The sequence below is a fragment of the Arthrobacter sp. Y3221087 genome, assembly GCF_059089905.1.
Map to the genome: position 1 here is coordinate 19,496 of NZ_JBNHFE010000004.1, position 23,969 is coordinate 43,464.

28 protein-coding genes and 1 tRNA gene are annotated in these 23,969 nt (G+C 65.2%); 15 read left to right on the plus strand and 14 right to left on the minus strand.

What is annotated here, in order from left to right:
* Window positions 1-67: 67 nt before the first annotated feature.
* A complete protein-coding gene (locus tag AC5RUO_RS13575; RefSeq protein ID WP_009357288.1) occupies window positions 68-550 on the minus strand; it encodes a CarD family transcriptional regulator in 483 nt (160 codons plus the stop codon).
* A 255-nt stretch (window positions 551-805) separates the two neighbouring features.
* Here AC5RUO_RS13575 and AC5RUO_RS13580 point away from each other — a divergent pair, with 255 nt between their 5' ends.
* Window positions 806-1,363 carry a hypothetical protein gene (locus tag AC5RUO_RS13580; protein WP_494010717.1) on the plus strand — a complete coding sequence of 186 codons (558 nt, stop codon included), beginning with the start codon at window positions 806-808 and terminating at the stop codon, window positions 1,361-1,363.
* A 106-nt stretch (window positions 1,364-1,469) separates the two neighbouring features.
* On the opposite strand, the gene AC5RUO_RS13585 is transcribed toward AC5RUO_RS13580, so the two are convergent.
* Window positions 1,470-2,150, minus strand: a complete 681-nt coding sequence (locus AC5RUO_RS13585; RefSeq protein ID WP_494010718.1) for a response regulator — start codon at window positions 2,148-2,150, stop codon at window positions 1,470-1,472.
* Window positions 2,147-3,394: a sensor histidine kinase gene (locus tag AC5RUO_RS13590; RefSeq protein WP_494053705.1), complete on the minus strand. Its 1,248-nt coding sequence runs from the start codon at window positions 3,392-3,394 to the stop codon at window positions 2,147-2,149. Before AC5RUO_RS13590 ends, AC5RUO_RS13585 begins: the two co-directional genes overlap by 4 nt.
* A 207-nt stretch (window positions 3,395-3,601) precedes the next feature.
* Between AC5RUO_RS13590 and phoU the strand changes: the two genes are divergently transcribed.
* Window positions 3,602-4,264: a phosphate signaling complex protein PhoU gene (phoU, locus tag AC5RUO_RS13595; protein WP_494053696.1), complete on the plus strand. Its 663-nt coding sequence runs from the start codon at window positions 3,602-3,604 to the stop codon at window positions 4,262-4,264.
* A gap of 136 nt (window positions 4,265-4,400) precedes the next feature.
* Here phoU and AC5RUO_RS13600 read toward each other — a convergent pair whose 3' ends face one another.
* Window positions 4,401-5,147: a phosphoglyceromutase gene (locus AC5RUO_RS13600; protein WP_494010720.1), complete on the minus strand. Its 747-nt coding sequence runs from the start codon at window positions 5,145-5,147 to the stop codon at window positions 4,401-4,403.
* Window positions 5,148-5,242: 95 nt separating this feature from the next.
* Here AC5RUO_RS13600 and AC5RUO_RS13605 point away from each other — a divergent pair, with 95 nt between their 5' ends.
* On the plus strand, window positions 5,243-6,088 hold the full coding sequence (locus tag AC5RUO_RS13605) for a class I SAM-dependent methyltransferase (protein WP_494010721.1): 846 nt from the start codon (window positions 5,243-5,245) through the stop codon (window positions 6,086-6,088).
* A gap of 63 nt (window positions 6,089-6,151) precedes the next feature.
* Here AC5RUO_RS13605 and AC5RUO_RS13610 read toward each other — a convergent pair whose 3' ends face one another.
* Together AC5RUO_RS13610 and AC5RUO_RS13615 are read right to left on the minus strand one after the other, a co-directional pair.
* The gene (locus AC5RUO_RS13610; RefSeq protein ID WP_494053698.1) at window positions 6,152-6,505 is read right to left on the minus strand and encodes a DUF2516 family protein; all 354 of its coding nucleotides are present in this window, start codon (window positions 6,503-6,505) and stop codon (window positions 6,152-6,154) included.
* A gap of 9 nt (window positions 6,506-6,514) precedes the next feature.
* Window positions 6,515-7,705 (minus strand): trans-sulfuration enzyme family protein, encoded by a 1,191-nt coding sequence (locus tag AC5RUO_RS13615; RefSeq protein ID WP_494103800.1) that lies wholly within the window; start codon window positions 7,703-7,705, stop codon window positions 6,515-6,517.
* A gap of 121 nt (window positions 7,706-7,826) precedes the next feature.
* On the opposite strand from AC5RUO_RS13615, the gene tmk reads away from it, so the two are divergent.
* The 5 genes from tmk to AC5RUO_RS13640 all read left to right on the plus strand — a co-directional run bounded on the left by tmk (window position 7,827) and on the right by AC5RUO_RS13640 (window position 11,873).
* Window positions 7,827-8,525: a dTMP kinase gene (tmk, locus tag AC5RUO_RS13620; protein ID WP_494103801.1), complete on the plus strand. Its 699-nt coding sequence runs from the start codon at window positions 7,827-7,829 to the stop codon at window positions 8,523-8,525.
* Entirely contained in the window at window positions 8,522-9,664 is a 1,143-nt protein-coding gene (locus AC5RUO_RS13625) for a DNA polymerase III subunit delta' (protein ID WP_494103802.1), read from the plus strand. Before tmk ends, AC5RUO_RS13625 begins: the two co-directional genes overlap by 4 nt.
* A gap of 17 nt (window positions 9,665-9,681) precedes the next feature.
* Window positions 9,682-11,247: an alpha/beta hydrolase gene (locus AC5RUO_RS13630; RefSeq protein WP_494103803.1), complete on the plus strand. Its 1,566-nt coding sequence runs from the start codon at window positions 9,682-9,684 to the stop codon at window positions 11,245-11,247.
* A 104-nt stretch (window positions 11,248-11,351) separates the two neighbouring features.
* A tRNA-Thr gene (locus tag AC5RUO_RS13635) sits at window positions 11,352-11,424 on the plus strand.
* 188 nt (window positions 11,425-11,612) lie between these two features.
* The gene (locus AC5RUO_RS13640) at window positions 11,613-11,873 is read left to right on the plus strand and encodes a hypothetical protein (RefSeq protein ID WP_494053703.1); all 261 of its coding nucleotides are present in this window, start codon (window positions 11,613-11,615) and stop codon (window positions 11,871-11,873) included.
* Here AC5RUO_RS13640 and AC5RUO_RS13645 read toward each other — a convergent pair.
* Complete coding sequence (locus AC5RUO_RS13645) at window positions 11,870-12,382, minus strand: HXXEE domain-containing protein (protein ID WP_494010726.1); 513 nt, start codon at window positions 12,380-12,382, stop codon at window positions 11,870-11,872. The two genes, AC5RUO_RS13640 and AC5RUO_RS13645, sit on opposite strands and share 4 nt — an antisense overlap.
* A 104-nt stretch (window positions 12,383-12,486) precedes the next feature.
* On the opposite strand from AC5RUO_RS13645, the gene AC5RUO_RS13650 reads away from it, so the two are divergent.
* The 3 genes from AC5RUO_RS13650 (at window position 12,487) to AC5RUO_RS13660 (ending at window position 14,988) form a co-directional block, all read left to right on the plus strand.
* Window positions 12,487-13,161, plus strand: coding sequence for a hypothetical protein (locus tag AC5RUO_RS13650; RefSeq protein ID WP_494103804.1), 675 nt, complete (start codon window positions 12,487-12,489; stop codon window positions 13,159-13,161).
* Window positions 13,162-13,244: 83 nt separating this feature from the next.
* Window positions 13,245-13,985, plus strand: a complete 741-nt coding sequence (locus AC5RUO_RS13655) for a hypothetical protein (protein ID WP_494103805.1) — start codon at window positions 13,245-13,247, stop codon at window positions 13,983-13,985.
* Window positions 13,986-14,709: 724 nt separating this feature from the next.
* Entirely contained in the window at window positions 14,710-14,988 is a 279-nt protein-coding gene (locus AC5RUO_RS13660; RefSeq protein ID WP_494010729.1) for a hypothetical protein, read from the plus strand.
* 218 nt (window positions 14,989-15,206) lie between these two features.
* On the opposite strand, the gene AC5RUO_RS13665 is transcribed toward AC5RUO_RS13660, so the two are convergent.
* Window positions 15,207-16,175 (minus strand): tetratricopeptide repeat protein, encoded by a 969-nt coding sequence (locus AC5RUO_RS13665; RefSeq protein WP_494103806.1) that lies wholly within the window; start codon window positions 16,173-16,175, stop codon window positions 15,207-15,209.
* Between the two features lie 600 nt (window positions 16,176-16,775).
* Between AC5RUO_RS13665 and AC5RUO_RS13670 the strand changes: the two genes are divergently transcribed.
* On the plus strand, window positions 16,776-17,624 hold the full coding sequence (locus AC5RUO_RS13670; protein ID WP_494010731.1) for an LGFP repeat-containing protein: 849 nt from the start codon (window positions 16,776-16,778) through the stop codon (window positions 17,622-17,624).
* A gap of 85 nt (window positions 17,625-17,709) precedes the next feature.
* On the opposite strand, the gene AC5RUO_RS13675 is transcribed toward AC5RUO_RS13670, so the two are convergent.
* The 3 genes from AC5RUO_RS13675 to AC5RUO_RS13685 all read right to left on the minus strand — a co-directional run bounded on the left by AC5RUO_RS13675 (window position 17,710) and on the right by AC5RUO_RS13685 (window position 19,083).
* Window positions 17,710-18,066: a hypothetical protein gene (locus tag AC5RUO_RS13675; protein WP_494010732.1), complete on the minus strand. Its 357-nt coding sequence runs from the start codon at window positions 18,064-18,066 to the stop codon at window positions 17,710-17,712.
* Window positions 18,063-18,230, minus strand: a complete 168-nt coding sequence (locus AC5RUO_RS13680) for a hypothetical protein (protein ID WP_494010733.1) — start codon at window positions 18,228-18,230, stop codon at window positions 18,063-18,065. Before AC5RUO_RS13680 ends, AC5RUO_RS13675 begins: the two co-directional genes overlap by 4 nt.
* 331 nt (window positions 18,231-18,561) lie before the next feature.
* Window positions 18,562-19,083, minus strand: coding sequence for a GNAT family N-acetyltransferase (locus AC5RUO_RS13685; protein WP_494010734.1), 522 nt, complete (start codon window positions 19,081-19,083; stop codon window positions 18,562-18,564).
* Between the two features lie 285 nt (window positions 19,084-19,368).
* On the opposite strand from AC5RUO_RS13685, the gene AC5RUO_RS13690 reads away from it, so the two are divergent.
* From AC5RUO_RS13690 to AC5RUO_RS13700, 3 genes are all read left to right on the plus strand, one after another.
* Window positions 19,369-20,334 carry a hypothetical protein gene (locus tag AC5RUO_RS13690; RefSeq protein WP_494010735.1) on the plus strand — a complete coding sequence of 322 codons (966 nt, stop codon included), beginning with the start codon at window positions 19,369-19,371 and terminating at the stop codon, window positions 20,332-20,334.
* Window positions 20,335-21,057: 723 nt separating this feature from the next.
* Entirely contained in the window at window positions 21,058-21,528 is a 471-nt protein-coding gene (locus tag AC5RUO_RS13695) for an alpha/beta hydrolase (protein WP_494010736.1), read from the plus strand.
* A 115-nt stretch (window positions 21,529-21,643) separates the two neighbouring features.
* On the plus strand, window positions 21,644-21,829 hold the full coding sequence (locus AC5RUO_RS13700; RefSeq protein ID WP_494010737.1) for a hypothetical protein: 186 nt from the start codon (window positions 21,644-21,646) through the stop codon (window positions 21,827-21,829).
* A gap of 91 nt (window positions 21,830-21,920) precedes the next feature.
* Here AC5RUO_RS13700 and AC5RUO_RS13705 read toward each other — a convergent pair whose 3' ends face one another.
* The 3 genes from AC5RUO_RS13705 to AC5RUO_RS13715 all read right to left on the minus strand — a co-directional run bounded on the left by AC5RUO_RS13705 (window position 21,921) and on the right by AC5RUO_RS13715 (window position 23,943).
* Window positions 21,921-22,766 carry an aldo/keto reductase gene (locus tag AC5RUO_RS13705; RefSeq protein WP_494103807.1) on the minus strand — a complete coding sequence of 282 codons (846 nt, stop codon included), beginning with the start codon at window positions 22,764-22,766 and terminating at the stop codon, window positions 21,921-21,923.
* 90 nt (window positions 22,767-22,856) lie between these two features.
* Window positions 22,857-23,306 (minus strand): hypothetical protein, encoded by a 450-nt coding sequence (locus AC5RUO_RS13710; protein ID WP_424574865.1) that lies wholly within the window; start codon window positions 23,304-23,306, stop codon window positions 22,857-22,859.
* Between the two features lie 7 nt (window positions 23,307-23,313).
* Window positions 23,314-23,943 carry a bacterial proteasome activator family protein gene (locus AC5RUO_RS13715; protein ID WP_494010740.1) on the minus strand — a complete coding sequence of 210 codons (630 nt, stop codon included), beginning with the start codon at window positions 23,941-23,943 and terminating at the stop codon, window positions 23,314-23,316.
* Between the last annotated feature and the right edge of the window lie 26 nt (window positions 23,944-23,969).

The window sequence follows — 23,969 nt, forward strand, 5'->3', positions numbered from 1 at the left end:
TTGGCCCGGAAAAATCCGGAACAAAAAAGAAGCCCCGGCGCACTTTCGTGCCGCCGGGGCTTAATTCTTAGGAAGCCAAAACCTCGTCGAGAACGCTTGCCGCCTTCTCTTCATCGGTCTTTTCGGCCAGCGCCAGTTCTGAGATCAGAATCTGCCGGGCCTTGGCCAGCATTCGCTTCTCGCCTGCGGAAAGGCCCCGGTCGTGATCCCGGCGCCACAGGTCGCGGACGACCTCTGCTACCTTGATGACGTCACCGGAAGCAAGCTTCTCCAGATTTGCCTTGTACCTGCGTGACCAGTTGGTGGGCTCCTCGGTGAACTCGGCACGGAGCACATCAAACACGTGCTCCAAGCCATCCTTGCCCACTACGTCCCGGACCCCAACAAGGTCAACGTTTTCTGCTGGAACTTCAATGGTCAGATCACCCTGAGCCACCTTGAGCTTGAGATACATTTTCTCTTCGCCCTTGATGGTGCGCATCTTAATTTCTTCAATCTTCGCAGCACCGTGGTGAGGGTAAACTACTGTCTCGCCGACCTCAAATACCATGTGGACATTTCCCCTTTCCCGCAGACCAGTTTATCACGATTCAGGCATATGACCGGCCGCGGAAAGGGCCCGGAACCGCGAAAATACGCGGAAATTGGCCCAAATCGACCCCCTTGGACCCCTTGACGGATGCGGATAATAGTGCATCGCCGTGGCCCTGCCAAGGGCGATGTGACGCCGCCGAATCCTCGTTTTGGCGGCTTTCCGGATAGGCTATGCCTAAATCTGTTTCAAGACTCTCGAGGAGTACGTGACGTGCGTTTCACTGCGACGAACCGGGCCCAGCGCGGCAAACTGGCACTGACGGCTGCCGCCCTTGGCATCGGACTGCTGACGTCGGGCTGCGGGTACATCAATTCCCAGCAGACAAGCGAGCAGTACCAGGCGTCGGACGGCATTGTCACCGATCTCGGCCCCCTCAAGCTGAGCAACTTCCTCATCGTCTCCAACGGCGAGGACGAGCCGGGCCGGGTCATCGGTGCCGTCTACAACTCCTCGTCCCAGGACGTGAAGCTCACGGTCAACGGCGCCGAGGGCTCGGAGACCGAGGTTCCGGTCAAGGCCAACTCCTACGTCCTGCTGAACAATGACACGGATGAAGCCGTCCTGAGCACCACCGGCGGTATCCCGGGGTCGCTGGTGGATATCAAGATCACCGAAAGCGGCACCAACGTCAGCAACACCGTCAAGGTTCCCGTCCTGGACGCCACCCTGCCGGAGTACAAGGAGTACCTGCCGGCCGGAAGCACCCCGTCGCCTTCCCCCACGCCGTCGCCCACCGCCTCCGAACTTGGCGGCGGCACCGGCCACTAGCCAGCGGCGCAGCAAGCCACATGCAAAAGGGAGGGGCCGGCCGGCCCCTCCCTTTTGCATGTCCCGTAATGCTGCCGTCCCGGCTTCCGTGGATCCCCGGGCGCCTTTACGGCTCGAACTTGTAGCCGAGCCCGCGCACCGTCACCAGGTACCGCGGCGCGGAGGGGTCGGGTTCGATCTTGCCGCGCAGCCGCTTCACGTGGACGTCCAAGGTCTTGGTATCGCCCACATAATCGGAACCCCACACCCGGTCGATGAGCTGGCCGCGGGTCAATACCCGGCCGGAGTTGCGCAGGAGCATCTCGAGCAACTCGAACTCCTTCAGCGGAAGCAGGACCTGCTCGCCGTCCACGCTGACCACGTGCCGCTCGATGTCCATCCGGACCGGGCCGGCCTGCACCGTGGAGGAAATCAGCTCCTCCGGCTCGCCCTGGCGCCGCAGCACCGCCCGGACCCGGGCCACCAGCTCGCGGGAAGAATAGGGTTTGGTGACGTAGTCGTCAGCCCCCAGTTCCAGCCCCACGACTTTATCGATTTCCGAGTCCTTGGCTGTCAGCATGATCACCGGGACGCTTGAACGCTGGCGGAGCTGGCGGCAGACCTCAGTGCCGGACAGGCCCGGGAGCTGCAGATCCAGGAGCACCAGGTCGGCACCGTTGCGGTCGAATTCGGTGATGGCGTCCAGTCCGTTGTCCACCACCTCAACTTCGAAGCCCTCTTTGCCCAACAAATAGGACAAGGGATCACTGAACGAATCCTCGTCCTCCACAATCAAGATCCTGCTCAAGCGCTAGCTCCTCGTTCTTTTGCGCCGGCGGCGCGGGGTACCTGGGTAAGTGTTGGCTGGTCGGCTCGATGCCCTGCCGGCTCCTGCCGGGCGGCGGCCGCGGACGGAACGTCGTCGTCGCCGTCGTGCCCTTCCATCTCGGGCAGGCGGAGGGTGAAGGTGGATCCCTGGCCGGGCTGGGACCACACGGTCACCTCACCGCCATGGTTGGAGGCAACGTGCTTGACGATGCTCAGGCCCAGGCCGGTACCGCCGGTGTGGCGGGACCGTGCCGCATCCACCCGGTAGAAGCGTTCGAAGACGCGTTCCTGTTCTTCCGGGGTAAGGCCCTCACCCTGGTCTGTCACGGAGATGGAGACGAGCCCTTCCCGGGACCGGACTCCGATGCCCACCCGGGTGTTGGCCGGCGAGTACCGGATGGCGTTGTCGATGAGGTTTCGCAGGGCCGTGACCAGCAGGTCCTGGTCGCCGAACACCTTGCCCTCGGTCCGGCCGCCCACCACGATCGTGATGTTCTTGCTTTCCGCGGGCAGCTGGGACCGGTCCACCGCTTCGGCGATCACCGCATTGACGTCCACGGGGCCGCCCTGCTGGGTGACGCTGGCTCCCTGCAGGCGCGACAGTTCGATGATGTCCTGCACCAGCGCGGCAAGCCGGGCGGATTCCTTGTGCATCCGCTTGGCGAAACGGCGGACGGCCTCCTCGTCGTCCGCGGAGGATTCGAGGGCTTCGGCGAGCAGCGAGATGGCGCCCACCGGAGTCTTGAGTTCATGGGAGACGTTGGCGACGAAGTCGTTCCGGATCTCCTCTGTACGGGTGATCTCCGTGCGGTCGTCCGCAAGCAGGAGGATGTATTCCTCGCCGAGCATGGCTGCCCGCACCTGGACAATGATGGTTCCCTGTCCCAGCGGGCCGCGGGGCAGTTCCAGCTGCTTTTCCAGGATGACGCCGTCGCGCCGGACACCTGCCGTCATGTCCAGCAGTTCCTTGTGGACCACGGTGTGTCCACGCACCAGGCCGTAGGCGTAGGCGGCGGGGCTGGCACGGACCACGCCGTCCACCGCGTCGACCACCACAAAGGCCCGCCCGACGATGGCAAGCACTTCCGCTGCGCCGGCGGGGAGAGCCAGCTCCTCGGCGTCGATGTCCAGCAACTGGCGCTGCTTCTCGCTGACCCGGAAGGCGAGCACGCCAAAGGTGCCGAGCGCCAGGCCGACGAGGCCTGCGACCAGACCGATGAGCATAGGATCCACAGGTCCACCTTATGCTCTTGCCGGGGCCCACCCGGCGCGTCCGGACCTCCTGCGCCCACGGTTCAACTAACGTTCACCTTCAAGGGACCAACCGTTTACCGGATACTGGCAGAGTAACGAGTTGGAGTGCCGAACGGCCACACGATTCCTGCTGCCCGGAAGCGGGCCCGGCAGGGATTTCAAGGAAAGGACGCCTACGTGCGTAAGGTTTTTCAGGAAGAACTCACCCACGTGGGTGAGGAGCTGGTTCAGATCTCCCGGCTGGTCACCGAAGCGATGGAAAAGGCCACTACTTCGTTCGAAGTGGCGGACGTGGACCTCGCCCAGGACGTCATTGCCGCGGATGCGCGCATTGACTTCCTGCAGAACAGCCTGGATGAGCGGGCCATCGACATCCTGGCACTGCAGGGTCCGGTCGCCAGCGACCTGCGCATGATCGTGGGCTCCCTGCGTATGAGCGCATCGCTGGAGCGGATGGGCGACCTCGCCCGCCATATCGCACAGCTGGCCCGCCTCCGCTTCCCGTCGACGGTGATTCCGGCGTCCATGACGGAGACGTTCAAGCAGATGGCCGAGCTGGACAAGGAAATCGCGGCCAAGCTCACCGTGCTGCTGGAGACCCGCGACCTGGAAGTTGCCCGGGACATCCTGAAGGCCAACACGGCCATCAATGACCTGCATCTGAGCGTCTTCAAGGCGATCGCCGCGCCGGAGTGGAACGAGTCGCCCGCCACCACCGTGGACGTGGCCCTTGCCAGCCGCTACTTTGAACGGTTCGCGGACCACGGCGTTTCCGTCGCCCAGAAGGTTACCTACCTGGTGACCGGTGCATGGCAGCCGAACGGCATCGAGCACAGCTGACCCCGCGCAGAGTTTTTGTCCGGATACCGCGGCTTTGCCGCCCCTGAGGTCACCATATCTGGACAAAAACTGCTGGGGGAAAACGACGGCGGGCTGGTCACCAAAGGTGACCAGCCCGCCCTCGGTGTTTAATGCCCTACTTCTTGCCCTGGTTGGCGACCGCGAGGATGGCTTCCTCGGCAGCTTCAGGATCGAGGTAGGTTCCGCCCCGCTTGATGGGCTGGAAGTTCTCATCCAGGTCGTACACCAGCGGGATGCCGGTGGGGATGTTCAGGCTGGCGATAGCTTCGTCGCTGATGCCGTCCAGGTGCTTGACCAGTGCGCGGAGGGAGTTGCCGTGCGCGGTGACCAGGACGGTCTTGCCGGCCTTCAGGTCTTCCTTGATGTCCGATTCCCAGTACGGGAGCAGGCGGACCAACACGTCCTTCAGGCACTCGGTGCGGGGAAGCGCGGCACCGAGTCCGGCGTAGCGGGGGTCGTGGGCCTGGGAGAATTCGGAGTTATCGTCCAGGGGCGGCGGCGGGGTGTCGTAGGAACGGCGCCATTCCATGAACTGGTCCTCGCCGTACTCGGCCAGGGTCTGCGCCTTGTCCTTGCCCTGCAGCGCACCGTAGTGGCGCTCGTTCAGGCGCCAGTCGCGCTTCACCGGGATCCAGCCGCGGTCAGCCTTGTCCAGGGCGATGTTGGCCGTGTTGATTGCCCGCTTCAACAGGGAGGTGTAGAGCACATCCGGGAGCACGTTGTTCTCCACCAGGAGCTCACCGCCCCGCGCTGCTTCCTCGCGGCCCTGGTCGTTCAGGTCAACGTCCACCCAGCCGGTGAACAGGTTCTTGGCGTTCCATTCGCTGTGGCCGTGGCGCAGCAGAATCAGCTTGTAAGTCATGATTTTCATCCTAGCCGAGCGCCGTTGCCGCCCGCCCAGCGTTACAAGCCGACGGCGGGGAGCCTCCGCTGCCGTGGCAACGGTAAGGTGGGGCGGTGGTTCAAAAGGCTGAACGGGTGGCCGCCCCGCAGATCACCGGCAGGAACGCGGCGGGCAGGCAGGGCAGGCCGGTGGGCAACGTGACCCGCGGCACTACCAATCCCAACCGCATGCGCCGCCTCGACCGCTGGCTGGCCGGACCCCAGGCCTGGCGCCTCCGCTCCACGGCTGACCCGCTGGTGGTGGACCTGGGCTATGGGGCCACGCCGGCCACCGCCGTCGAACTCTATGCACGGCTGGCCGCCGTCCGGCCGGATGTCCAGGTCTGCGGCATCGAGATAGAACCTTCGCGTGTCAGTGCTGCCCTGCCCCTTCAGCGGCCGGGCCTGAGCTTCCACGTGGGCGGCTTCGAACTTCCCATCCCCGGCCGCCCCGTCCTGGTGCGTGCCTTCAATGTGCTGCGGCAGTATGAGGAGGCGGACGTCGCGGGCATCTGGCGGCTTGTCCAGGACCGTCTCTCCGACGACGGCCTGTTCATTGACGGGACCTGCGATGAGATCGGCCGGCGGGTGACGTGGGTGGCGCTCGACGCCGAAAGGCCGCTGTCACTGAGCATTTCCGTCCGCTTCGGCAGCTTCAACCTGCCCTCCGATGTGGCCGAACGCCTGCCAAAGGCGCTTATACACCGCAACGTGCCCGGCGAACGGGTGCACGGGCTGCTGCAGGCGATGGACCGCGCCTGGCTGGAAGCCGCTCCCCTGGCGTCGTTCGGCACCCGGCAGCGGTGGCAGGCCATGTGCCGGTCATTGCGGGAGGCCGGCTGGCCGGTGCAGGACGGGCCTGCCCGGTGGCGACTTGGCGAACTGACGGTGGACTGGGAAGCGGTGGCCCCGGGGCTTTAGCCGGATGGGCCCACGCCGGCAGGGTTCCCTGGGCGAGCTTGCGAGCCTGGGGGTCGGTGGGGATTACCAGGGGCCGTAGGGGCCCATGTTGCGGCTGCCGCCACGGCCTGCGTCCTTGACGGCCGGCCGTACGTCTGCGAGGTAAACAGAGGCGGCCACCACGGCGGCAAGCCCAAAAAGGCCCAGGGTACCGAAGATGCCGCCGCCGCTGCCGAACAGTGAAATGACACCAACAAAGGCCGCACCGCCGGTCAATGCCAGCCAAAAGGTCTTGGTCCGCTTGCCGGTTGCCTCGAAGGCGTTGGCGCGGTGCCGCGCGCAGTCCACCACGGCCCAGAGCTCCAGGCCCAGCGCCACGAGGGCAAGGATAAAGAACACTGCCTGTTCAACAGGCCGAATAATCAGTTCACCGTCCACAACCCAAGCCTAGCCTCCCAGCGTGTCCAGCGCCTGCTCCAGGTCAGCCCAAAGGTCTTCGACATTCTCGATGCCCACGCTCAGGCGGACCAGGTTCTCCGGAACGCTCGCCGGCTCGGCAGCATGCCGGCGCCTGCGTTCGATAAGGGATTCGACGCCGCCGAGGGACGTTGCCGGCAGCCACAGCTCTAGGGCCTGGACCAGTTTGTCCGCCGCGCCGGCGCCGTCCTGTCCCCCGGCAGGGGCCACCTGGATGCAGACGATGGATCCGAATCCCTTCATCTGGGCCTTCGCCCGCTCGTGTCCCGGATCCGCGGGCAGCCCCGGGAACCGGATCGACTCGATCCCGGGATGGTTGCTGAGCCGCTCCGCCAGGACCATGGCGGACTGCTGTGACCGTTCCACCCTGAGCGCGAGCGTCCGCAGGCCCCGCAGCGCCAGCCATGCTTCGAAGGGGCCGGCAATGCCGCCATGGATGGTCCTGTTGTGCAGAAGGGCCGAGCGAATGTCCGGGTTTGACGTCACCAAGGCGCCCAGGACGACGTCGGAATGGCCGGCCAGGTACTTGGTCACCGAATGCAGGACGACGTCGGACCCCAGGGCCAGCGGCTGCTGCACCAACGGCGTGGAGAAAGTATTGTCCGTGACCACGATGGCGCCGGCGGCGTGCGCTGCCTCCGTGAGCGCCGCGACGTCGGCGATGCCGAGCATCGGATTGGTGGGGCTTTCCAGCCACAGCATCGCCGCGGCCCGGGCTCCGGGACCGCCCGGCGCCAGGGCAGCCTGGACGGCGGCCGTGTCCGCGATATCCACGGTGCGGAGCTCAACGAAACCCTTCTGGGCCAGCTCCGAGGCCATCACCAGGGTCCCCGAATAGCTGTGGGTGGGCATGACCAGCGCTCCCCCGGCCGGTATAAGCGACAGGGCGGAGCTGACGGCTGCGAGGCCCGAGGCGTACAGCAGCCCGGGCAGTTCGGCGCCTTCGAGCTGGGCGAGTGCCTCTTCGAAGGGATCCCATGTGGGGTTGGAGTAGCGCCCGTAGCCGCGGTCGCCGGTATCGAGCGAACCCGTGCCGTAATAGGTGGACGAAAGGACCAGGGGCGGGTTGACCGGCATGTCCCGTTCCCGCGGGGGACGCCCCGCCGCAACCACCACTGTCTCTGCTGACAAGGCGGCCACGTGCTGTTCGGAAAGACTCATGGTCAAAAGCGTACTGGCCCGGCTCCGGTGTTCCCCGAAGGGCAAGGCACGGCTGGCCGGACTGTCCACATGAACCCTTCTCCAATCGTTGATTGCCCCTCGCGGTCGGTAGGCTTGAGGGGTGAGCACACAAGGGTCCGGACTTTTCATCGCGTTTGAAGGCGGCGACGGTGCCGGCAAATCGACGCAGGCGGCCCGGCTCGCCGAAGCCCTTGAATCCCGGGGGCTCACAGTGCTCCGCACCCGGGAGCCGGGCGGAACCCCCATCGGTGAGAAGCTGCGTTCCCTGGTCCTGGACCATGGCCACGGGCACATCGATGCCCACACCGAAGCCCTGATTTTCGCCGCCTCGCGCGCCGCGCATGCCACCCAGGTGATCCGGCCGGCGCTGGAGCGCGGCGAGATCGTCCTGACGGACCGCTACATCGATTCCTCTGTCGCCTATCAGGGCGCCGGGCGGAATCTCGGCACGGACGCGGTCCAGTCCCTGAACGAGTGGGCCACGTCCGGCCTGCAACCGCACCTCACCATCCTGCTGGACGTGGACCCGGCAGTGGGGCGCCAGCGCCGCACCGCCGGTGACGCCGCTGAAGACCGGCTGGAGTCCGAAGCGGACGAATTCCACGGCCGCATCCGGGAAGCATTCCTCGGGCTGGCCCGCAGCCGCCCGGACGCCTATCTGGTGCTGCCTGCCCGGCTCCCGGTCGGGGACCTGGCGGCACAAATCCTGGAGCGGGTGGATGCCCTGCTGACAGTCGGCCCAGTGACCCCTGCCGGTGCTGTTCCCTCCCTGGGCGCCCGCGGCGGCGGTAACCCATGACCGTGTGGGACGACCTCCAGGGCCAGCCCGCCGTCGTCGAACAACTGCGACAGGCCTCCACCGGTGACAGCCTGACCCATGCCTGGCTGTTCACCGGTCCTCCGGGTTCCGGACGCTCGAATGCGGCCAAGGCGTTTGCCGCTGCGCTCAACTGCGACCAGGAGGACGTGCACCTGCGCGGCTGCGGCACATGCCAGGCATGCCACACCATCCTGGGCGAAACGCATTCGGATGTAACCTTTGTCCGGACCGAAAAGGTCACCATCACCATTGACGAGGCGCGTGAACTTGTAGCCACCGCCGGAAACCGGCCGTCGTCCGGCCGGTGGCGGATCATCGTGGTGGAAGACGCGGACCGGATGGCGGAGCGGACCACCAATGTGCTCCTCAAGGCGATTGAGGAGCCCACGCCGCGGACAGTGTGGATGCTGTGCGCGCCCTCCCCCGCGGACGTGCTGGTCACCATCCGTTCCCGCTGCCGGAGCGTGGCGCTGCGGTTGCCACCGGCCTCGGATGTTGCCGCCCTCCTGGTGAAGCGCGACGGCGTTGATCCTGCGCTTGCCGAACGGGCGGCCCGCGCCGCGCAAAGCCATGTGGGCATTGCCCGCCGCCTGGCCAGGGATGCCGCGGCCCGGGAACGCCGCCTCGAAACCGTGAGGTTCCCGCTCGGGCTGCGGGGCGTCACGGCGGCCGTAATGATGGCGGACAAGCTCGTGAATATCGCCACCGCGGAGGCCACCAGCTCGAACGAGGAGCGCGATGCTGCGGAGAAGGCCGCACTGCTCGCCACGCTGGGCGCACCCGAGTCGGGCACCCTTCCGCCGGCCATGCGAAGCCAGCTGAAACAGCTCGAGGATGACCAGAAACGCCGGGCGAAGCGGTCCATCACCGATTCCCTGGACCGGACCCTCACCGATTTGCTGTCGTTCTACCGCGACGTGCTGATAATCCAGCTCGGGAATGCTGTGGACCTGGTAAACGTTGAGCTGAGGAGCGAATTGGAGGAGTTCGCCAGCCGCTCCACGCCAGAAACCACCCTTGCGCGGATGGATGCAATCAACAAAGCCCGTGAACGCATCACCACAACCAACGTTGCCCCGCTGTTGACCATTGAATCCATGGCAGCCAGCCTGATCTAACCCTCCAAGGAGACCCGATGACTGCCCGCCCCCTGCCCGCATGCCCCCGGTCCCTCGCGACCGGGCTCCGTGCCGCCGGCGCCCTGGTTCTTGCCATGGTGCTGGCCTCGTGCAGCCTGCTCAACGGCGGAGACCGCAACCAGGAGACAGCAACCGCCAAGGCCGATCCTTCCATCGTGGCCTCCGCCCCATCCGGGCTGGAGCGCTTCTACTCCCAGGAAGTGGTGTGGGAGCCCTGCGAGAACGAGTTCCAGTGCGCCAAGATCACCGTTCCCATGGATTACGGGGATCCTGACGGCGAGACCATCCAGATAGCCGCCCTGAAGGCGGCCAGCACCGGCAACAGGACTGGAAGCCTGCTGGTCAACCCCGGGGGACCCGGGGCGTCCGGCTACGACTTCGTCAAGGATGCAGCCACAACGCACTTCTCGCAGCCGGTCCGGGACGCATATGACCTGGTGGGCTTCGATCCCCGCGGAGTGAAGCGCTCGGCACCCGTCAACTGCCTGACTGATGCCGAGCGGGATGCCGCAAGGGCCAAGATCTACGACCTGGAAACGGATGCCGGCCTGGCAACTGCCCGGGCCGACAACAAGGCGATCGCTGACCAGTGCGCCGAGAAGACCGGCGAGGTCCTGGCACATATCGACACGCAGAGCGCCGCGAAGGACCTGGACATCCTCCGCGCCGTGGTCAATGACACCAAGCTGAACTACCTGGGCTACTCCTACGGCACGTTCCTGGGTTCCACCTACGCATCCCTTTTCCCGGACAATGTGGGGCGGATGGTGCTGGACGGCGCCCTCGATCCCTCCATTAGCTATGAGGAGGTGACCAGTGGACAGGCCCGCGCCTTCGAGAAGGCCATCCGGGCCTACGTTGCCAGCTGCCAGCAGCAGGACGGCTGCCCGCTGAACGGTGACGTGGATTCCGGAGTGGAGCAGATCCGCCAACTTATTGCGGCAGTCAAGGAGACGCCGCGTACCGCCAAGGACGGCCGCGTGGTCAACGCAACGATGCTAGTGAGCGGCCTGATCACACCGCTCTACAACGACCAGAGCTGGCCGGCCCTGACCCAAGCACTCGAGGCGGCGATGGCAGGGGACGTGAGCCTGATGCTGCGCCTCGCGGACCTCGGCGCGGACCGTTCATCCAATGGCTCGTACACATCCAACTCGACGTTCGCCTTCAACGCGATCAACTGCCTGGACTACCCCATGGAGTCCGACCCGGCAGCCATGCGCGCCGAACAACAGCGCCTGATGCAGGAGTCACCCACGCTCGGATACTTCTTCGCCTACGGCGGGACCAGCTGCCAGGACTGGCCGCACGAGAACGTCCGGACTCCCGCCCCGGTTGAGTACACCGGTGAATCGCCCATCGTGGTGATCGGCACTACGGGCGACCCCGCCACCCCTGTTGAATGGGCGTCATCGCTGCGAAAGCAGCTGGGAAATGCCACGCTGCTGACCTGGGAGGGTGAGGGGCACACGGCCTATGGTCGGGCCAACAACTGCCTGGAGGATCCCGTGGACAGGTACCTGGTGAGCGGTGAGGTGCCCACCGACAACACCGTGTGCTGAGCACCCCAGCTGCAGGCCCCCGCGCCATTTTGACCCGGGCGCGGGGACTCTATTACAGTTGACTCTTGCATGAGGGACCCGGTTCCGCCGGAAACCTCATGCGCGCTTCCTTAGCTCAGTCGGTAGAGCGTTTCACTCGTAATGAAAAGGTCATCAGTTCGATTCTGATAGGAAGCTCGGGATAAACCCCGGACAGCCCCTAAATGCAGGGGTTTCCGGGGTTTTTCGCTGGTTAAGCGACTAGTACCGCCTGGGCGCAGGGCACACTTATGGCACACTTTGCTGACTCCTTTCAACCAGATTGGGTCTTAGTGTTGCGATTCTAGTCGCCACGAGGAGTCTCTTGCCGAAGCTATGGTGAGGCTATGAGCCTCACCGAATGTGCTGAAGACCTCGCCTACACACTGAGAAACTCGGGTCACGGCCTAGAGCAGATAACTTTGGCCTCTGCCGGCGATCCCCGCGGCTTCAGCGTCATCCTCGACACCGCCCGAAGGATAGCTGCTGCCTCTGGATGGCCAGTTACAGAGCTGACAGTGGATGATCTGAAAAAGCTCCGGACTCTCCCTGAACGGGGCTACCTGATCATTCAAGCAGGGTCGACGGGACTGCGCTGCGACGCTTAGTTCGCTCTGCGCCTCATCGCCACACGAACGGTGAGGTGGCATACGAATGCCGCAAGCACCAGGACGACCGCGCCCAGTGCTCGATCCCTCGCGCGTACCGGAATCCCGCCGCGGTCAAGTTCTCTGCCTGCCGCGATCACGCCGGGCAGCATCACGGGCACCGCGGTCACGACGCCTGCCGTGTAGCGCCGCGCAAGCACAGTCGCGCCGAGGTGCGTCCAGACGTGTGCACCTAGCCCTGCGACCACTGCCCGGTACAGGCGCGAACTGCCCGCCGTCTGTGCGCCGCGTATGCAAGCGCATCCGACGAGCACACCCATCAGGCCGACCGCTGCCCAGGACTGACGCGAGTCCATCCTCAGCGCGTGAATCCCAGTACGGTCAGCCAGGTAGTTGCAACTGGCAGGGAAGGTTGCGGCTTCCTCGAGGTCGTGCAGCGCCCATGCGAGGAAGAGCCATGCTGGTCCACAACGCCATGTGCGATTCCGAAGTTTCTGGGGTGCTGCCACTCGTTCATCATTCCAGTAAAAGGCCGGATTTTGGCGTGGGCCCCTTTCTTCCCCGGCATAACTAAGTAGCGGGCTTACCAAGAATTCCAAGGTAGGGTCGCCCCATGATTGATGCCGAACGCCCGTGGACGATCGCCGCGGTGTGCGTCATGGCCCCGGCCCTGGCCGTGTTGGTGTTCAGCCTGGCGGATCCCATCATCCAGCTGCTGCCCTGGTACGCGGCCGTCTACCTGCTGGTCGGGGCCTGCATCTTCGGGCCAGTCAGGAAGGTCCTGTCGGTTCGGCAGGCCCTGGCATTCCTGCTTCCCGGTGCCCTGCTTGTGGTGCTCGCGCTGCTGGGCCTGGGTTTCTGGGCCGGCGGCTGGCTGGTTGGCCTGCCCGCATGGGGACTGTTGGTGACCCGCTGGACGTCGGAGAACCCGCTGCGGGCGGGCCAGCTGCTGACGTTCGCCGCGCTGTGGGTGCTGGGGCTGGTGATCTTCACCTTCAACGGCATCTGGCCGGTCTTCAGCCTCGGACTGTTCACCCTGCCGATCATCCCCCTCATTCGGTTCGCCTACCCCGAGTACAGGGCCCGGCCGCTGCAAGCCGGGGCGGAGGTTTTCCTGGCCGTGGCCGCGGTCGTGGTGGCCTTCGCAACCCCTACGCCCGAGGGAGCGTGGGCGTCGCCCTCGATATACGCCGGCGGGGCAGCAACTGCCGGGCTGATGATTCCTTTCTGGGCCAGGGGTGTCCCCCGCCGCCGGAGGGCCATGCCCAATGACGGTGTGGCTGTCTAGGTCCCGGAGGCTTAAAATGATCGTAAGTTTGCGCCCTTCTTACTCTCAGCTCGCCTAGGGTGCAGCGCCAGGGAGGGAACGCCATGGACGCTAGAGAGAATTCCGAGCCGCACGGCAACCCGTCGCCCGTCCATGTTAGATCGGCAGTGGCGACGGGGAATCCGGACCGATGGGCCGCAGTGGCAGGTCTGGTGTTCACCGCCCTGGTTCTTACCGGCTTCTTCACGCCGGAGCTGCCAGGTACCAACAGCCCGGCGGAGGACATCGAGGCCCAGCTTGCAGGGGACCGCACCGCCCACCAGATTTCGCTGTTGCTGGGATTTCTCGCCAACATCGCCTTCCTGGTCTTCCTGGCCGGCCTTTGGGGCAGGCTGCGCCGATGGGAGGGCCCTGCCGGGATGTTCGCCGCGCTGGTCCTCGTAGCCGGTGTTGCCTTGGTGGCGCTCATGCTGGTTTCAGGGGGCCTGTACATGGCGCTCATCCAGTATGCCTCCGGTGGTCAGCCCGACCCGGCGGTGCTTTCCGCCCTCGCCGTCCTCAACGAATGGGTGGGCGGCGCCATTGTGCCCGCCGGTGTCGCAATGTTCCTCGGGGCGGCGGTAGCCATCCTGACCACCCGGGCGCTACCGCGGTGGTTGGGCTGGCTGGCTGCCGTCACGTCCGTGCTGCTGCTCGTTTCCCTCGCGGGAGTATTTGAGACCTCCCCCGATGGGGGCGCTATCGGCATGGCCGGTTTTGTCGGCTTCCTGCTCTTCCTGGTCTGGGTCCTGGCCGCGAGTGTCGTGCTGCTGCTCCGGCCCGGCCAGAATCCCACCGGCACTTAAGGGAGCAAAGGAAACCGACCGCGGTCATTCACGGGAACAGGCGCAACACATTTCCGAGTGCGACGCCTGCACCTCATTGAGTTACCTGCACTCTGCAGGATCCGGAATCCGTGGCTCCTAGTCGTTGCGCATCAAGCTGACCCTAGATGCCGGCGAAGAACTCACGCGCGTCAGCAAGGACATTAACGAACTCCTCAACACCTCTGTTGACTGTGGACGACCCCCACGATATACCTCAACTAAGTCCAGCAGCAGGCGCAGCATCAGTTCAGCCGGAGACCGCTGTGACAGCCCCCAATTCCCCCAGTGCCCAGCATAATTCTGCCCGCGAAGAGCAGGCGCGGGCCTCACCAACGCACCTTGAACTCCGAGGTTCAGCCTGGGCTAACGCCCAGTTCCAATGACCCGTACCTTCCGGGCGAACCCTTCAGTTCCAGGAGAAGTGCCGCAGTGGACACGCTTCCAGCAGTGCTCCTTGTCATCGGTGCGGCCTTTGCCTGGATCGGCCTGGCTGCTTTCGCCGCCCTTCACCTTCGCCGCAGACGGAACGGGTCAACGCTGGTCGCCTCGGCCGCGGGAGGGATGGGCCACCGCGTGAAGCCATGGCGCGCCCGACTTCACCGAAACCGCGCCACCGCGCGCCCTCGGACACTGCGGCTCCGACGAGGACGCGGCAGCGGCAGCGGCACCACACACCACTCCGGATAATCCTTAGGAGCAATCGTTGAATGCCGAAACGATCTTCGGATTCAGCCTCGGATACCTTGCCGCCCTTGTCGGCATCTTCCTCCTCTACCTGCCGTATCTGATCCTTTTCGTGCTGCTGCTGATAGCGGCCGGGATCCTGTATCTGCTGCTGTTGCCTTTTGCCCTGTTGTTAAGGAAGCTGCGGCGAAGCAGGCCTCGGCCAGCCCAGGACAGCTCATGGATCCTGGCCCCGCGGGACAGGCAGACCACTGACCAGATCCTGCTGCCCCAGCGATACACTGCGGCACCACAGTGAGGGGTCTCCCCGCAGGTAGCAGTTGGTTGACTACTACATGGCCTATTCGCCAGGAGTCTTCGCCGCCCGTCGCACGCCCGCAGGTCCGTGCGCCGAGCACGCCGTCACCCTGACGTGAGGACCGTTCTTCCCGGGGGTGTGCTGAACATGGACCTCCGGGAATGACGGAGGCGGCTCGCCACAAACAGGAATGACTTGCGGCGAGTCGTTGAAAAATATCAGTCCTGTTCAAGGTAGTCACGCAGGCCGGGGTAGCTGCTGTTCGCGGCCAGGACCCGTTCCAGATCCTCGTGCGCCATTGCCACCTTGCCGGCCCGCAGATAGGTGAGGCCCCGTTCTACCAGGCCGCGTTGACCGAATTCGGTGTTGGGGTCAAGGAACTCGAGGGCCTGGTCAAAGGCTTCCCCCGATGCTTCCAGTAAGCCTTCCTCGCGCAAAGCGATGCCGCGCTGAAGGAGGAGAAAAATGGAGGCTTCATCTTCGATTTTCAGGTTGTCAGTCAGGTCCGCCACATCCGCCCAGCGCCCCTCGCTGAGGTAGAACTCCGCCAGCGATACAGCAGTGATTGTGGTCGGCGGGAGCTGCTCCAGCAGCTGCTCGGCTGCTTCCACCTGCCCGTCGAGCTGGTAAAGCTCTGCCAGCAGAAGATGGATGTAGTCCCGGTTCAGGGGCAGCTGGACGTCAACCCCGTACGCGATGGAGAGGGCGTAACCCGTCTTCGGCAGATACGTCTGAGCGAAATGGTCGTGCAGCGGATCATACCCACTCGTCGATAGCCAGTTCAGGGCATCGATGGCCCGTCGGCGGTTCCCGCAGGGAATTGCCTGCCAGAGGACCTCGAACAGGAGCGCAAGCGGCTTGGCTTCTTCGAACTCGTCACCCACCCGGTGAAGATCAGAGACATCGGGAGCCTCGACCAGAGCCTTGTGCAGCTCCTTCTCCCATTTCGGAGCCAACATGCCCGGTCGGGCATTTAGCGCCGCCCCAGGTACGGTGTCCGCTCCGGCCGCTGCAGTCATCGCCGCCCACTTGGCCCAGCCCACCTCCTCCCCCGGCGTCGACCAGCTCCTGTAAGGCCCGTCCGGGACGGGCGTGTTCAAACCTTCCGCGTAATCGACTCTTGTCGCGGTGACGGTGAGCCGCACACCGGGCAAAGCCTTGACTGATGGTCCTGCTACAAACCCCATTGGGGCCACCTCTCTTCATTGAGACGTGTACGGGTCCGTCGGCGGATGCCAGTTGGGCCCGGGCGAACCCTACAACCGGCTTCCGATCCACGGGGCGGTACTGCAAAGGATGCTTTCCGTGTCAGATGGATTTTTCGGCGAGACCAGGCATCCAACATATGCCGCTGAAGAGACCTTGGCTATAGCAGAAAGGTGGCGAAGCGGAACGCCGACGCCGCCCGGTGGAGGCAGCGCCCGGGAGACGTGGCCGCCTACCTGGCGGCCGGCAACGATTGGCCCCGCCACCAGAAAACCGACAACCAGGAAGAACGCACTCTGGGCGTCTGGCTGCACACCCAGCGGATCGACCACCGGGCCGGCAGACTCGCAGCTGCCAAGGAAGCGCAGCTGAACGAGGTCACCCCCGGATGGCCGCACGGACGGAGTGGGGCGGATCGACACGGCGGACTGGGCCTGCACGGAGGGCAAGATAGCGGCGACGGGTTGACACCCAAAGGCGGGAGCCAGAACCGGTATCGTCCCACTTCAGGGGTTTTCCGTCCTTCTGCGCATCATCACATTGAGAGGTGCGCCCCCGGCGTCTCTGAGGAAGAAGGAACCGTGAAGACCAAACCTTTGTCCCTTGCGCTGGCTGTAATTGCAGCCGCAGGCAGCGCTTTCATGGGAGCCGCCGCTCATGCGGCCCCTAAGGAGTACAACGGGCACCAGGGTGTCACCATGTACTCCCCCGCCGTGGGCACCCAACTCTCATCTTCCGGGCCGATTGACGACAAATGGGCCGAAACCGGGTTTCAAAACGGCCCGCTTGGATACCCGGTCAGCGATGTCGTCACGCGGCTGAAAGACGGTGGCTCGTACCAGGCGTACCAGAACGGCGCTATCTTCTCTTCTCCCGCTACTGGCACCCACGCGATCACAGCAGGCATAAACGGAAAGTGGTGGGCACAGGGCGCCGAAAACGGGCCCCTCGGTTACCCGACCACAGACGAAGTCCGCGGGATCCGGGACGGCGGCTCGTGGCAAGGCTTCCAGGGTGGTGCAATCATGTTTTCCCCCGCGTCAGGAGCGGCGATCAGCGCCGGTCCGATTCGAGACAAGTGGGCCGCCACCGGTTTCGAAGGGGGCCGGATGCGATACCCGACCAGCGATGTCGTGAGCGGCCTCAAGGAAGGCGGCACCTACCAGAACTACCATGGCGGGGCTATTCTCCACACTCCGGCAACGGGGCCGCATCCATCCGTGGGAGCCATCCGCGAAATCTGGGTCTCTACCGGCTTTGAACACGGCCGTATGGGTTATCTCACCACTGATGAATACGTCCTGCGCTCCGGCGTCGCCCAGGACTACCAGGGCGGATCCATCACTGCCGGCTGGTGGGGTGTCCATACCGTGACAGGAGCGATCAGCGGGGTCTCAAGGGTGACCAGTGGTGGTTGGGAACGGCTGTGACGCCCGCATATCCCGCCAAGGACGGCGGCGCCTGGATTATCGGTCCTTCCGGTTGCCGGTGTGCTGGCACCATCGTGGCAGATGGTCACAGGATGAGGTTCAGCAGCACCAGTGCCAGCCCTCCCAGGGCCAGCACGCAGCAAAAGAAGAGTCCAAGCATTTCCAGGCTGCGGACCTGACCGGGGCTAAGCGGTTCGCCGAGCCTGAGCATACGTTGAATGATCACTGCTTCATACCGGCTGGTCCTGGGCCCGGGACCAAGTTTGTCCGCACAGGCGGTGATTGTTCCGTTGAAGTCGAGGGGCTGAATCGACTGGGCGATGCCCTCTGCTATCTGCACCGCATGCTTTGGCGCGGTCACAGGGAAAACGTGAACGGCTATCCCCTTATCAACCTCTGCGGCATGGAAGCGCTGGTGGGGAGCAAAAGGCATGGTTATCACGAGATGGCCTTGTCGATGGCAGCAATCGAGGGTTGTGCGGAGGCCGGGGCGGGAACGCAGAGAAAGCCGAAAGCCATGGCGCCATTGGAATTGGCCCTTCGAATTTTCGCCGCGTCGATAGTGATTCCCTCTATCGCCATAGGGCGGCGGTCAGGTGCAGTCATGCTGTGATCCAAGCGCGGATCACGGACCAAAGCAAGAAGGTAAACCTCTGCCCCTTGCGGTTGCCAGGTGCTGGCTGAACAGGTCAACGACCCGGGATGACCCGTTCAGCGCCTGCCTTGGGTCCGATCTCTACCCCTCGCGTTGCCCTCCCTTCAGTTCGATTCTGATAGGAAGCTCGGGATAAACCCCGGACAGCCCCTTGTCTTGGGGGTTTTCGGGGTTTTTCGCTGGTTAAGCGGCAAACGCCAGCCATCGCCCGCGGGCGTGTTAGCCTCCCCTCACTACAAGCGGAGCAGGTCAGCGGAAGACGGCCCCGCACTTCCAGGACGATCATGATTCCTGCTCCCCCAAGGCCCTCCTCATCACCACGCGAGGCCATGCAGCCAGGCCGTCCGCAGCTTCCGCCAAAACCAACCGTCGAATTCCCGCCAGCCACAGCCGCTGGGGCACGACGGCGAAGCCCAGCCGCTCGTAGTAGGGCCGGTTCCAAGGGACGTCCCGGAACGTTGTCAGGGTCAGCGCCGTGAACCCTTGCGCAGCCGCCCAGGAGGCAACTTCGTCGATCAGGGCCCTGCCGATGCCCAAGCGAGCATGCTGGGGGTGCACCGTCACCTGGGCGATGTGGACATTGCCGTCAACCTGGTCGACCAGGATGTAGGCGACAGCCTTCTGCTCCCCAGCTGTGCTGACCCAGCAAGTCCCGGAAGATATATAGCGGCTGAGCTCCTGAACGCTGGGCGGATGATCCTCCGCCACCGCGTGCATTCCGAGGGTGCGGAAGGCCTCGCCCGCGGCGGTCTCGATATCCCGCAGGCGCCCAACGTCCTCCAGGCGCGCCTTTCTGATCACCATTCCAGTCAAGCACGCCGCAGCCGCCGGTGGGTCAGCGGTTCAGCCCCTTCCTGCAACAGTGGGCACGTATTGGCCCGCCCTGAATCAGGTACTGGATACTCGGGCGCCGGCCGGGTGCGCGCACCTAAAGTGTTGACAGGAGCCGGCGACGAGGGCTTACGTCTGAGACCGCGTAAGCCTCCCCCAGCCGTCGCCGGCTCCTCCACCCCTTCTTCTCCCCGGGTCTGAGAGCGGCTCCCCCCATTTGTGTCCGGACTGCCGGTATCCCCGCCTATGATGGCGGACATGGATGAGCAGGCCCTGGCGGACATCGCGAACGAGCTCTACGCCGTGCCGCTCGAGGATTTCGTGGCGGCACGCAAGGCCGCGGCAAAGGAGGCTGCCGGGACGGACAAGGAGCTAGCTGCGGCGGTCAAGGGACTGCCCAGGCCCTCCGTGGCTGCCTGGGCGGTCAACATGCTCGCCCTGCACGAGCCGGGCGTCCTGGCGGGACTGGCCGAACTCGGTTCCCGGATGCGGGACGCGCAGGCGTCGCTCGACGCACCGTCCCTCCGGGAACTGGGACGCGAACGCCGCACCATGCTGGCCTCCGCCGTCGACACTGCTCGGTCCGTCGTCCAGCAGCAGGGCCGCGCCATCAGCGACACCATTGCCGCCGACGTGGAGGAAACGCTCCGTGCCCTCACGGCGGACGAAGGCGCAGCGGAGGCCGTCCGCAGCGGGCGGCTCCTGAAGACCCTCTCGGCGGACGGGGTCAGCGCCGCGGAGCTGGAGGGAACGGTGGCGGTTCCCGGCGCCCTGCCTGCACCTTCGGCTTCCGCAGCCCGCAAGCCGGCACTGGCGTCCGTACCGGCCAGGAAGGAACGTACGACGCCGGAGCGCACCTCCCGGCCCAAGGCCACCAAGCCCCGGCTTGAGGCGGTCCGGCAGACTCCCCGGCCCGCATCGCCGCCCGCGCTCGAAAAGGCAAAGGCCGCCCTCGCCGAAGCGCAAGCGGAAGAAGCGAGGACGAGCGGCCTGGCGGAGGAACTGCAGGAACAGGTGGAGGAGACCCGGTCCGAAATTGACGCCCTGGTTCAGGAGGCCGCCGAACTCCGCGACAGGTTGAAGGCTGCGGAGGAGCAACTGGACCGTGCCCGCAAGCAGCTTGCGGCCACGGCAGCGGAGGCCAAACAGGCCTTGCGGGAGGCGGACAAGGCAGGGCGGTCCGTGATGCTCGCCCGGGAACGTGTCCTCCGACTGAGCAGCTAGGAAGCGTCGCCGCGGGATTCCTTGTCCCGTCAGGGGCCATTGGAATCATCATTGCGGTCCTGGCCTTCATGCTGCCCCGGGAAGCGGGAGTTGGCAGCCGCAGGTACTTTGCCGGGACGCGTACATGCCTGAAGCAGGATCGCAGCCTGCCGGCTTGGGCCCCCCTGGGGCAGGTGCACCCCGCTGACGGAATCGCGTACTGATTACTCGGGTGCCGGGCACTCCTGGACCGTAACGTAGTGGGTGGAGCCGGCGACGAGGGCGTCCGTCTGAGACCGCGGACGCCTCCCCCAGCCGCCGCCGGCTCCTCCACTGCTGGCAGGCGAAGCGCCGACAGCTGGCCTGGTGATCGTTTCCGGGCCGGAGTCATCCTTATTGTCGGAAGCGAGTCGGGTCGACGGCGGGACCTGGCACGGATTGTGCGGAGCCCCCGCAGCAACTGCCGCACCGGCCGCCTGTTCGGGAGCAGACATGCATCGTCCGGGAACACAGCCAAACCCGTCTGTACTGCTGGCGAGACCCGGGGGCGCGCCCTCCTCCGCCCCTGTCCCGGGCCAGCATCCGCTGCGTCTGGAATCCCTGGGGGACGCACTGCTCTACCTGCCACCAGGACTGGAGGCCGGCGTGCCGGCCCCACTTATTCTTTTGCTGCACGGCGCGGGAGGGAATGCGGCAGGAGGACTTGCCCTGCTTTCATCATTTGCCGAGACGCACAGGATGATCATGGCCGCGCCCTCCTCACAGGGATCCACCTGGGACGGCATCCGCGGCGGCTTCGGACCTGACGTGCAACTGATCAACCAGACATTGGAGCGGCTCTTCCACATGGCCTTCGTGGACCAAAGCCGCATAGCTGTCGGGGGCTTCTCGGACGGCGCCTCGTATGCGCTGGGTTTGGGCCTTGCAAACGGGAACCTGTTTTCCGCCATCATCGCCTTTTCCCCCGGTTTTATCCCTCCCGCACCCCGGGTCGGCCGGCCCCGTATTTTCATTTCCCATGGAGAGACCGACAGCGTCCTGCCTATCAACCGCACCAGCCGCCGTGTGGTGCCCCTTCTTAAGCGTGAGGGCTACGACGTGACCTACAGGGAATTCCCCGGCCCGCATACGGTGCCAGCCCCCATCGCCGAGGAAGCAATTACCTGGCTGGGCTGGCAACCGGGAACCAGGAGCGCCTCAGGCGGAGTGGCCTGAGGCGGCATACCCTGAGGAGACTATTCAGGCCTTTCGAACACTTAGGCCCTACGTCTCAAAGCAACACGCGGGGCTGGTTCCGGAGATTGTCAGACCCCGGTTGCAGACTGGATTCATGGAAAACCACACCGTTCAGGAATTTCACGTCACGTACTTCGACGCTGACTGCGGCCGGTCGCGGGCCGAAATCTTCGACACCCTGGCCGAGGCCCAGCGCTTCGCCAACAAGTACTGCAGCAGTGAAGACGGCTGGGCCGTAATTGACGAGGTCACCGTCGAGCAGGTCCGCCTCGCCGCCTGATTCCGCATCCGCCTCAAAGCAGGAACCCGCGCTGCCCTGCAAAACCAGGGCAACGCGGGTCCGGTACCGCCATTAAGCGGTCAGGTCCGGCTTAGGCGAAGTCGGAGACTGCCGGGTCCGGCCCGATCCGGCCTTCGCCGGAGGCGGTGCGGTCCAGGGCATTGATGGCCTCGACATCCTCCGCGTCCAGGGAAACCTCGAGCGCGGCGAAGTTCTCGCGAATCCGGGATTCCGTGACGGACTTGGGAATCACCACGTTGCCGATGGCGAGGTGCCAGGCGATGACGACCTGCGCGGGGGTTGCCTGGTGCTTGGCAGCGATGGCCGCAACGGTTGCATCCTCAAGCAGCTCGCCGCCCTGGCCCAGTGGAGACCAGGCCTGGGTCAGGATGCCCTTGGACGCGCCAAACTCGCGCAGCTCACGCTGGCTGAAGTAGGGGTGGAGCTCGATCTGGTGGATGGCAGGGACCACACCGGTCTCGTCAATCAGCCGCTGCAGGCCTTCCACCGTGAAGTTTGAAACGCCGATGGACTTTACGCGGCCGCGCTTCTGGAGCTCGATCAGCGCCTTCCAGGTTTCCACGTACTTTTCCTGCTTGGGCTGCATCCAGTGGATCAGGTACAGGTCCAGCGTCTCCAGGCCCAGCCGGTCCATCGACTCTCCGAAGGCTGCCAGCGTGGACTCGTACCCCTGGTCCGAGTTCCACAATTTCGTGGTGATGAAGATCTGTTCGGGGGACAGTCCGGAGCTGGCGATAGCGCGCCCCACGCCTGCCTCGTTGCCGTAGACCTTTGCGGTGTCAATGTGGCGGAAGCCCGCCTCAAATGCCTGGCGGACTACCTTCTCCGCCACGCCGTCCTCAACCTGCCACACGCCGTAGCCAAGCTGGGGGATCGTGTTTCCGTCATTGAAAGTCAAGGTAGGTGAAAGAGTCATTCATTCATCCTGCCAAACGCGCCCGGCCTCCAGCCCGTTTTGGGCCGGACTAAGCCACGCGCTTAACCAGGAATATTCCTGCCCCTGCAGTTAGGAGGCTGCCTCGTGGAGGTGCCGCTCGGCGTCGGCTACCTGCTGGAAGACGGCCTCGGCACGGCGCCGCACGGAGGCGGCCCCCACGGGCACAGGCCCGACGGCGAGCCGCAGCATAGCGGCCGCCTCGGCAGTGGTGGCTAGCGAGTTACCAGCCTTGGACAAGGCACGGTGCACGCCGGACAGGGCCACCGGGATGTCCAGGCCCTCGCTCGGTGAGCGCCGCTGCGCTTCCACGCAGACGGCCCGCACCCGTTCCAGGAGGGCCGCCAGCTCGTTGGCGATCTCCACCAGCTCCCCGTACAGCTGGTCGTCCTCCACGCCTTCCAGCACCTGGTGGAAGCGGTCCAGTCCCCGATGGAAGCGGTCGTGCGCGCGGCGCCACAACCCCTTCCCCAGTTCCGCATCGTCCTTGCGCCCCTGCCTGGCGGCGCTGAGAAAGCCCAAGCGCAACCTACAGGTACTGTCCGGGACCGTGGTCCGGGTCTTCGCGCTTGCCCTGCTGGGCGGGGACTCCGGGCCGCTGCCCGGCTGAGGCCCGCTGCGGCTCACCGTTTTCGCCGATCACCACGCCCGGCGCGATCATGGTCCCCGGCGGAAGCTGGCGCAGCTGCACCTGCGCCGCCGCATGCTCGCGGGCAGCATGCTGCGCCGCGATGGCGGTCTGGATGCCGTGGAACAGCCCTTCAAGCCAGCCCACCAGCTGGGCCTGCGCAATCCGGAGCTCAGCGTCGGAGGGCGTGGCCTCGTCCGAAAAGGGAAGGCTGATCCGGTCCAGTTCCTCCACGAGTTCGGGAGCCAGGCCGTCTTCGAGTTCCTTGATGGAGCGCTCGTGGATCTCGGCGAGCCTGCCGCGGGCGGCGTCGTCGAGCGGGGCGGACTTCACCTCTTCGAGCAGCTGCCGGATCATGGTGCCGATCCGCATCACCTTGGCTGGCTCGTCCACCAGGTCCTGCAGGTTGCTGCCCTTCTTGGCGCCGTTCGGTTGGACCGGCTGGGCCGGTACCGGCGCCTGGCTGTCATCCACGGGCGTGCCTTCTACGGGGAGGTCCTCAGCTGCCTGAGTGTCGTTCGGATCGCTCATGCGTTCATACTCTCATGAGCGATCCG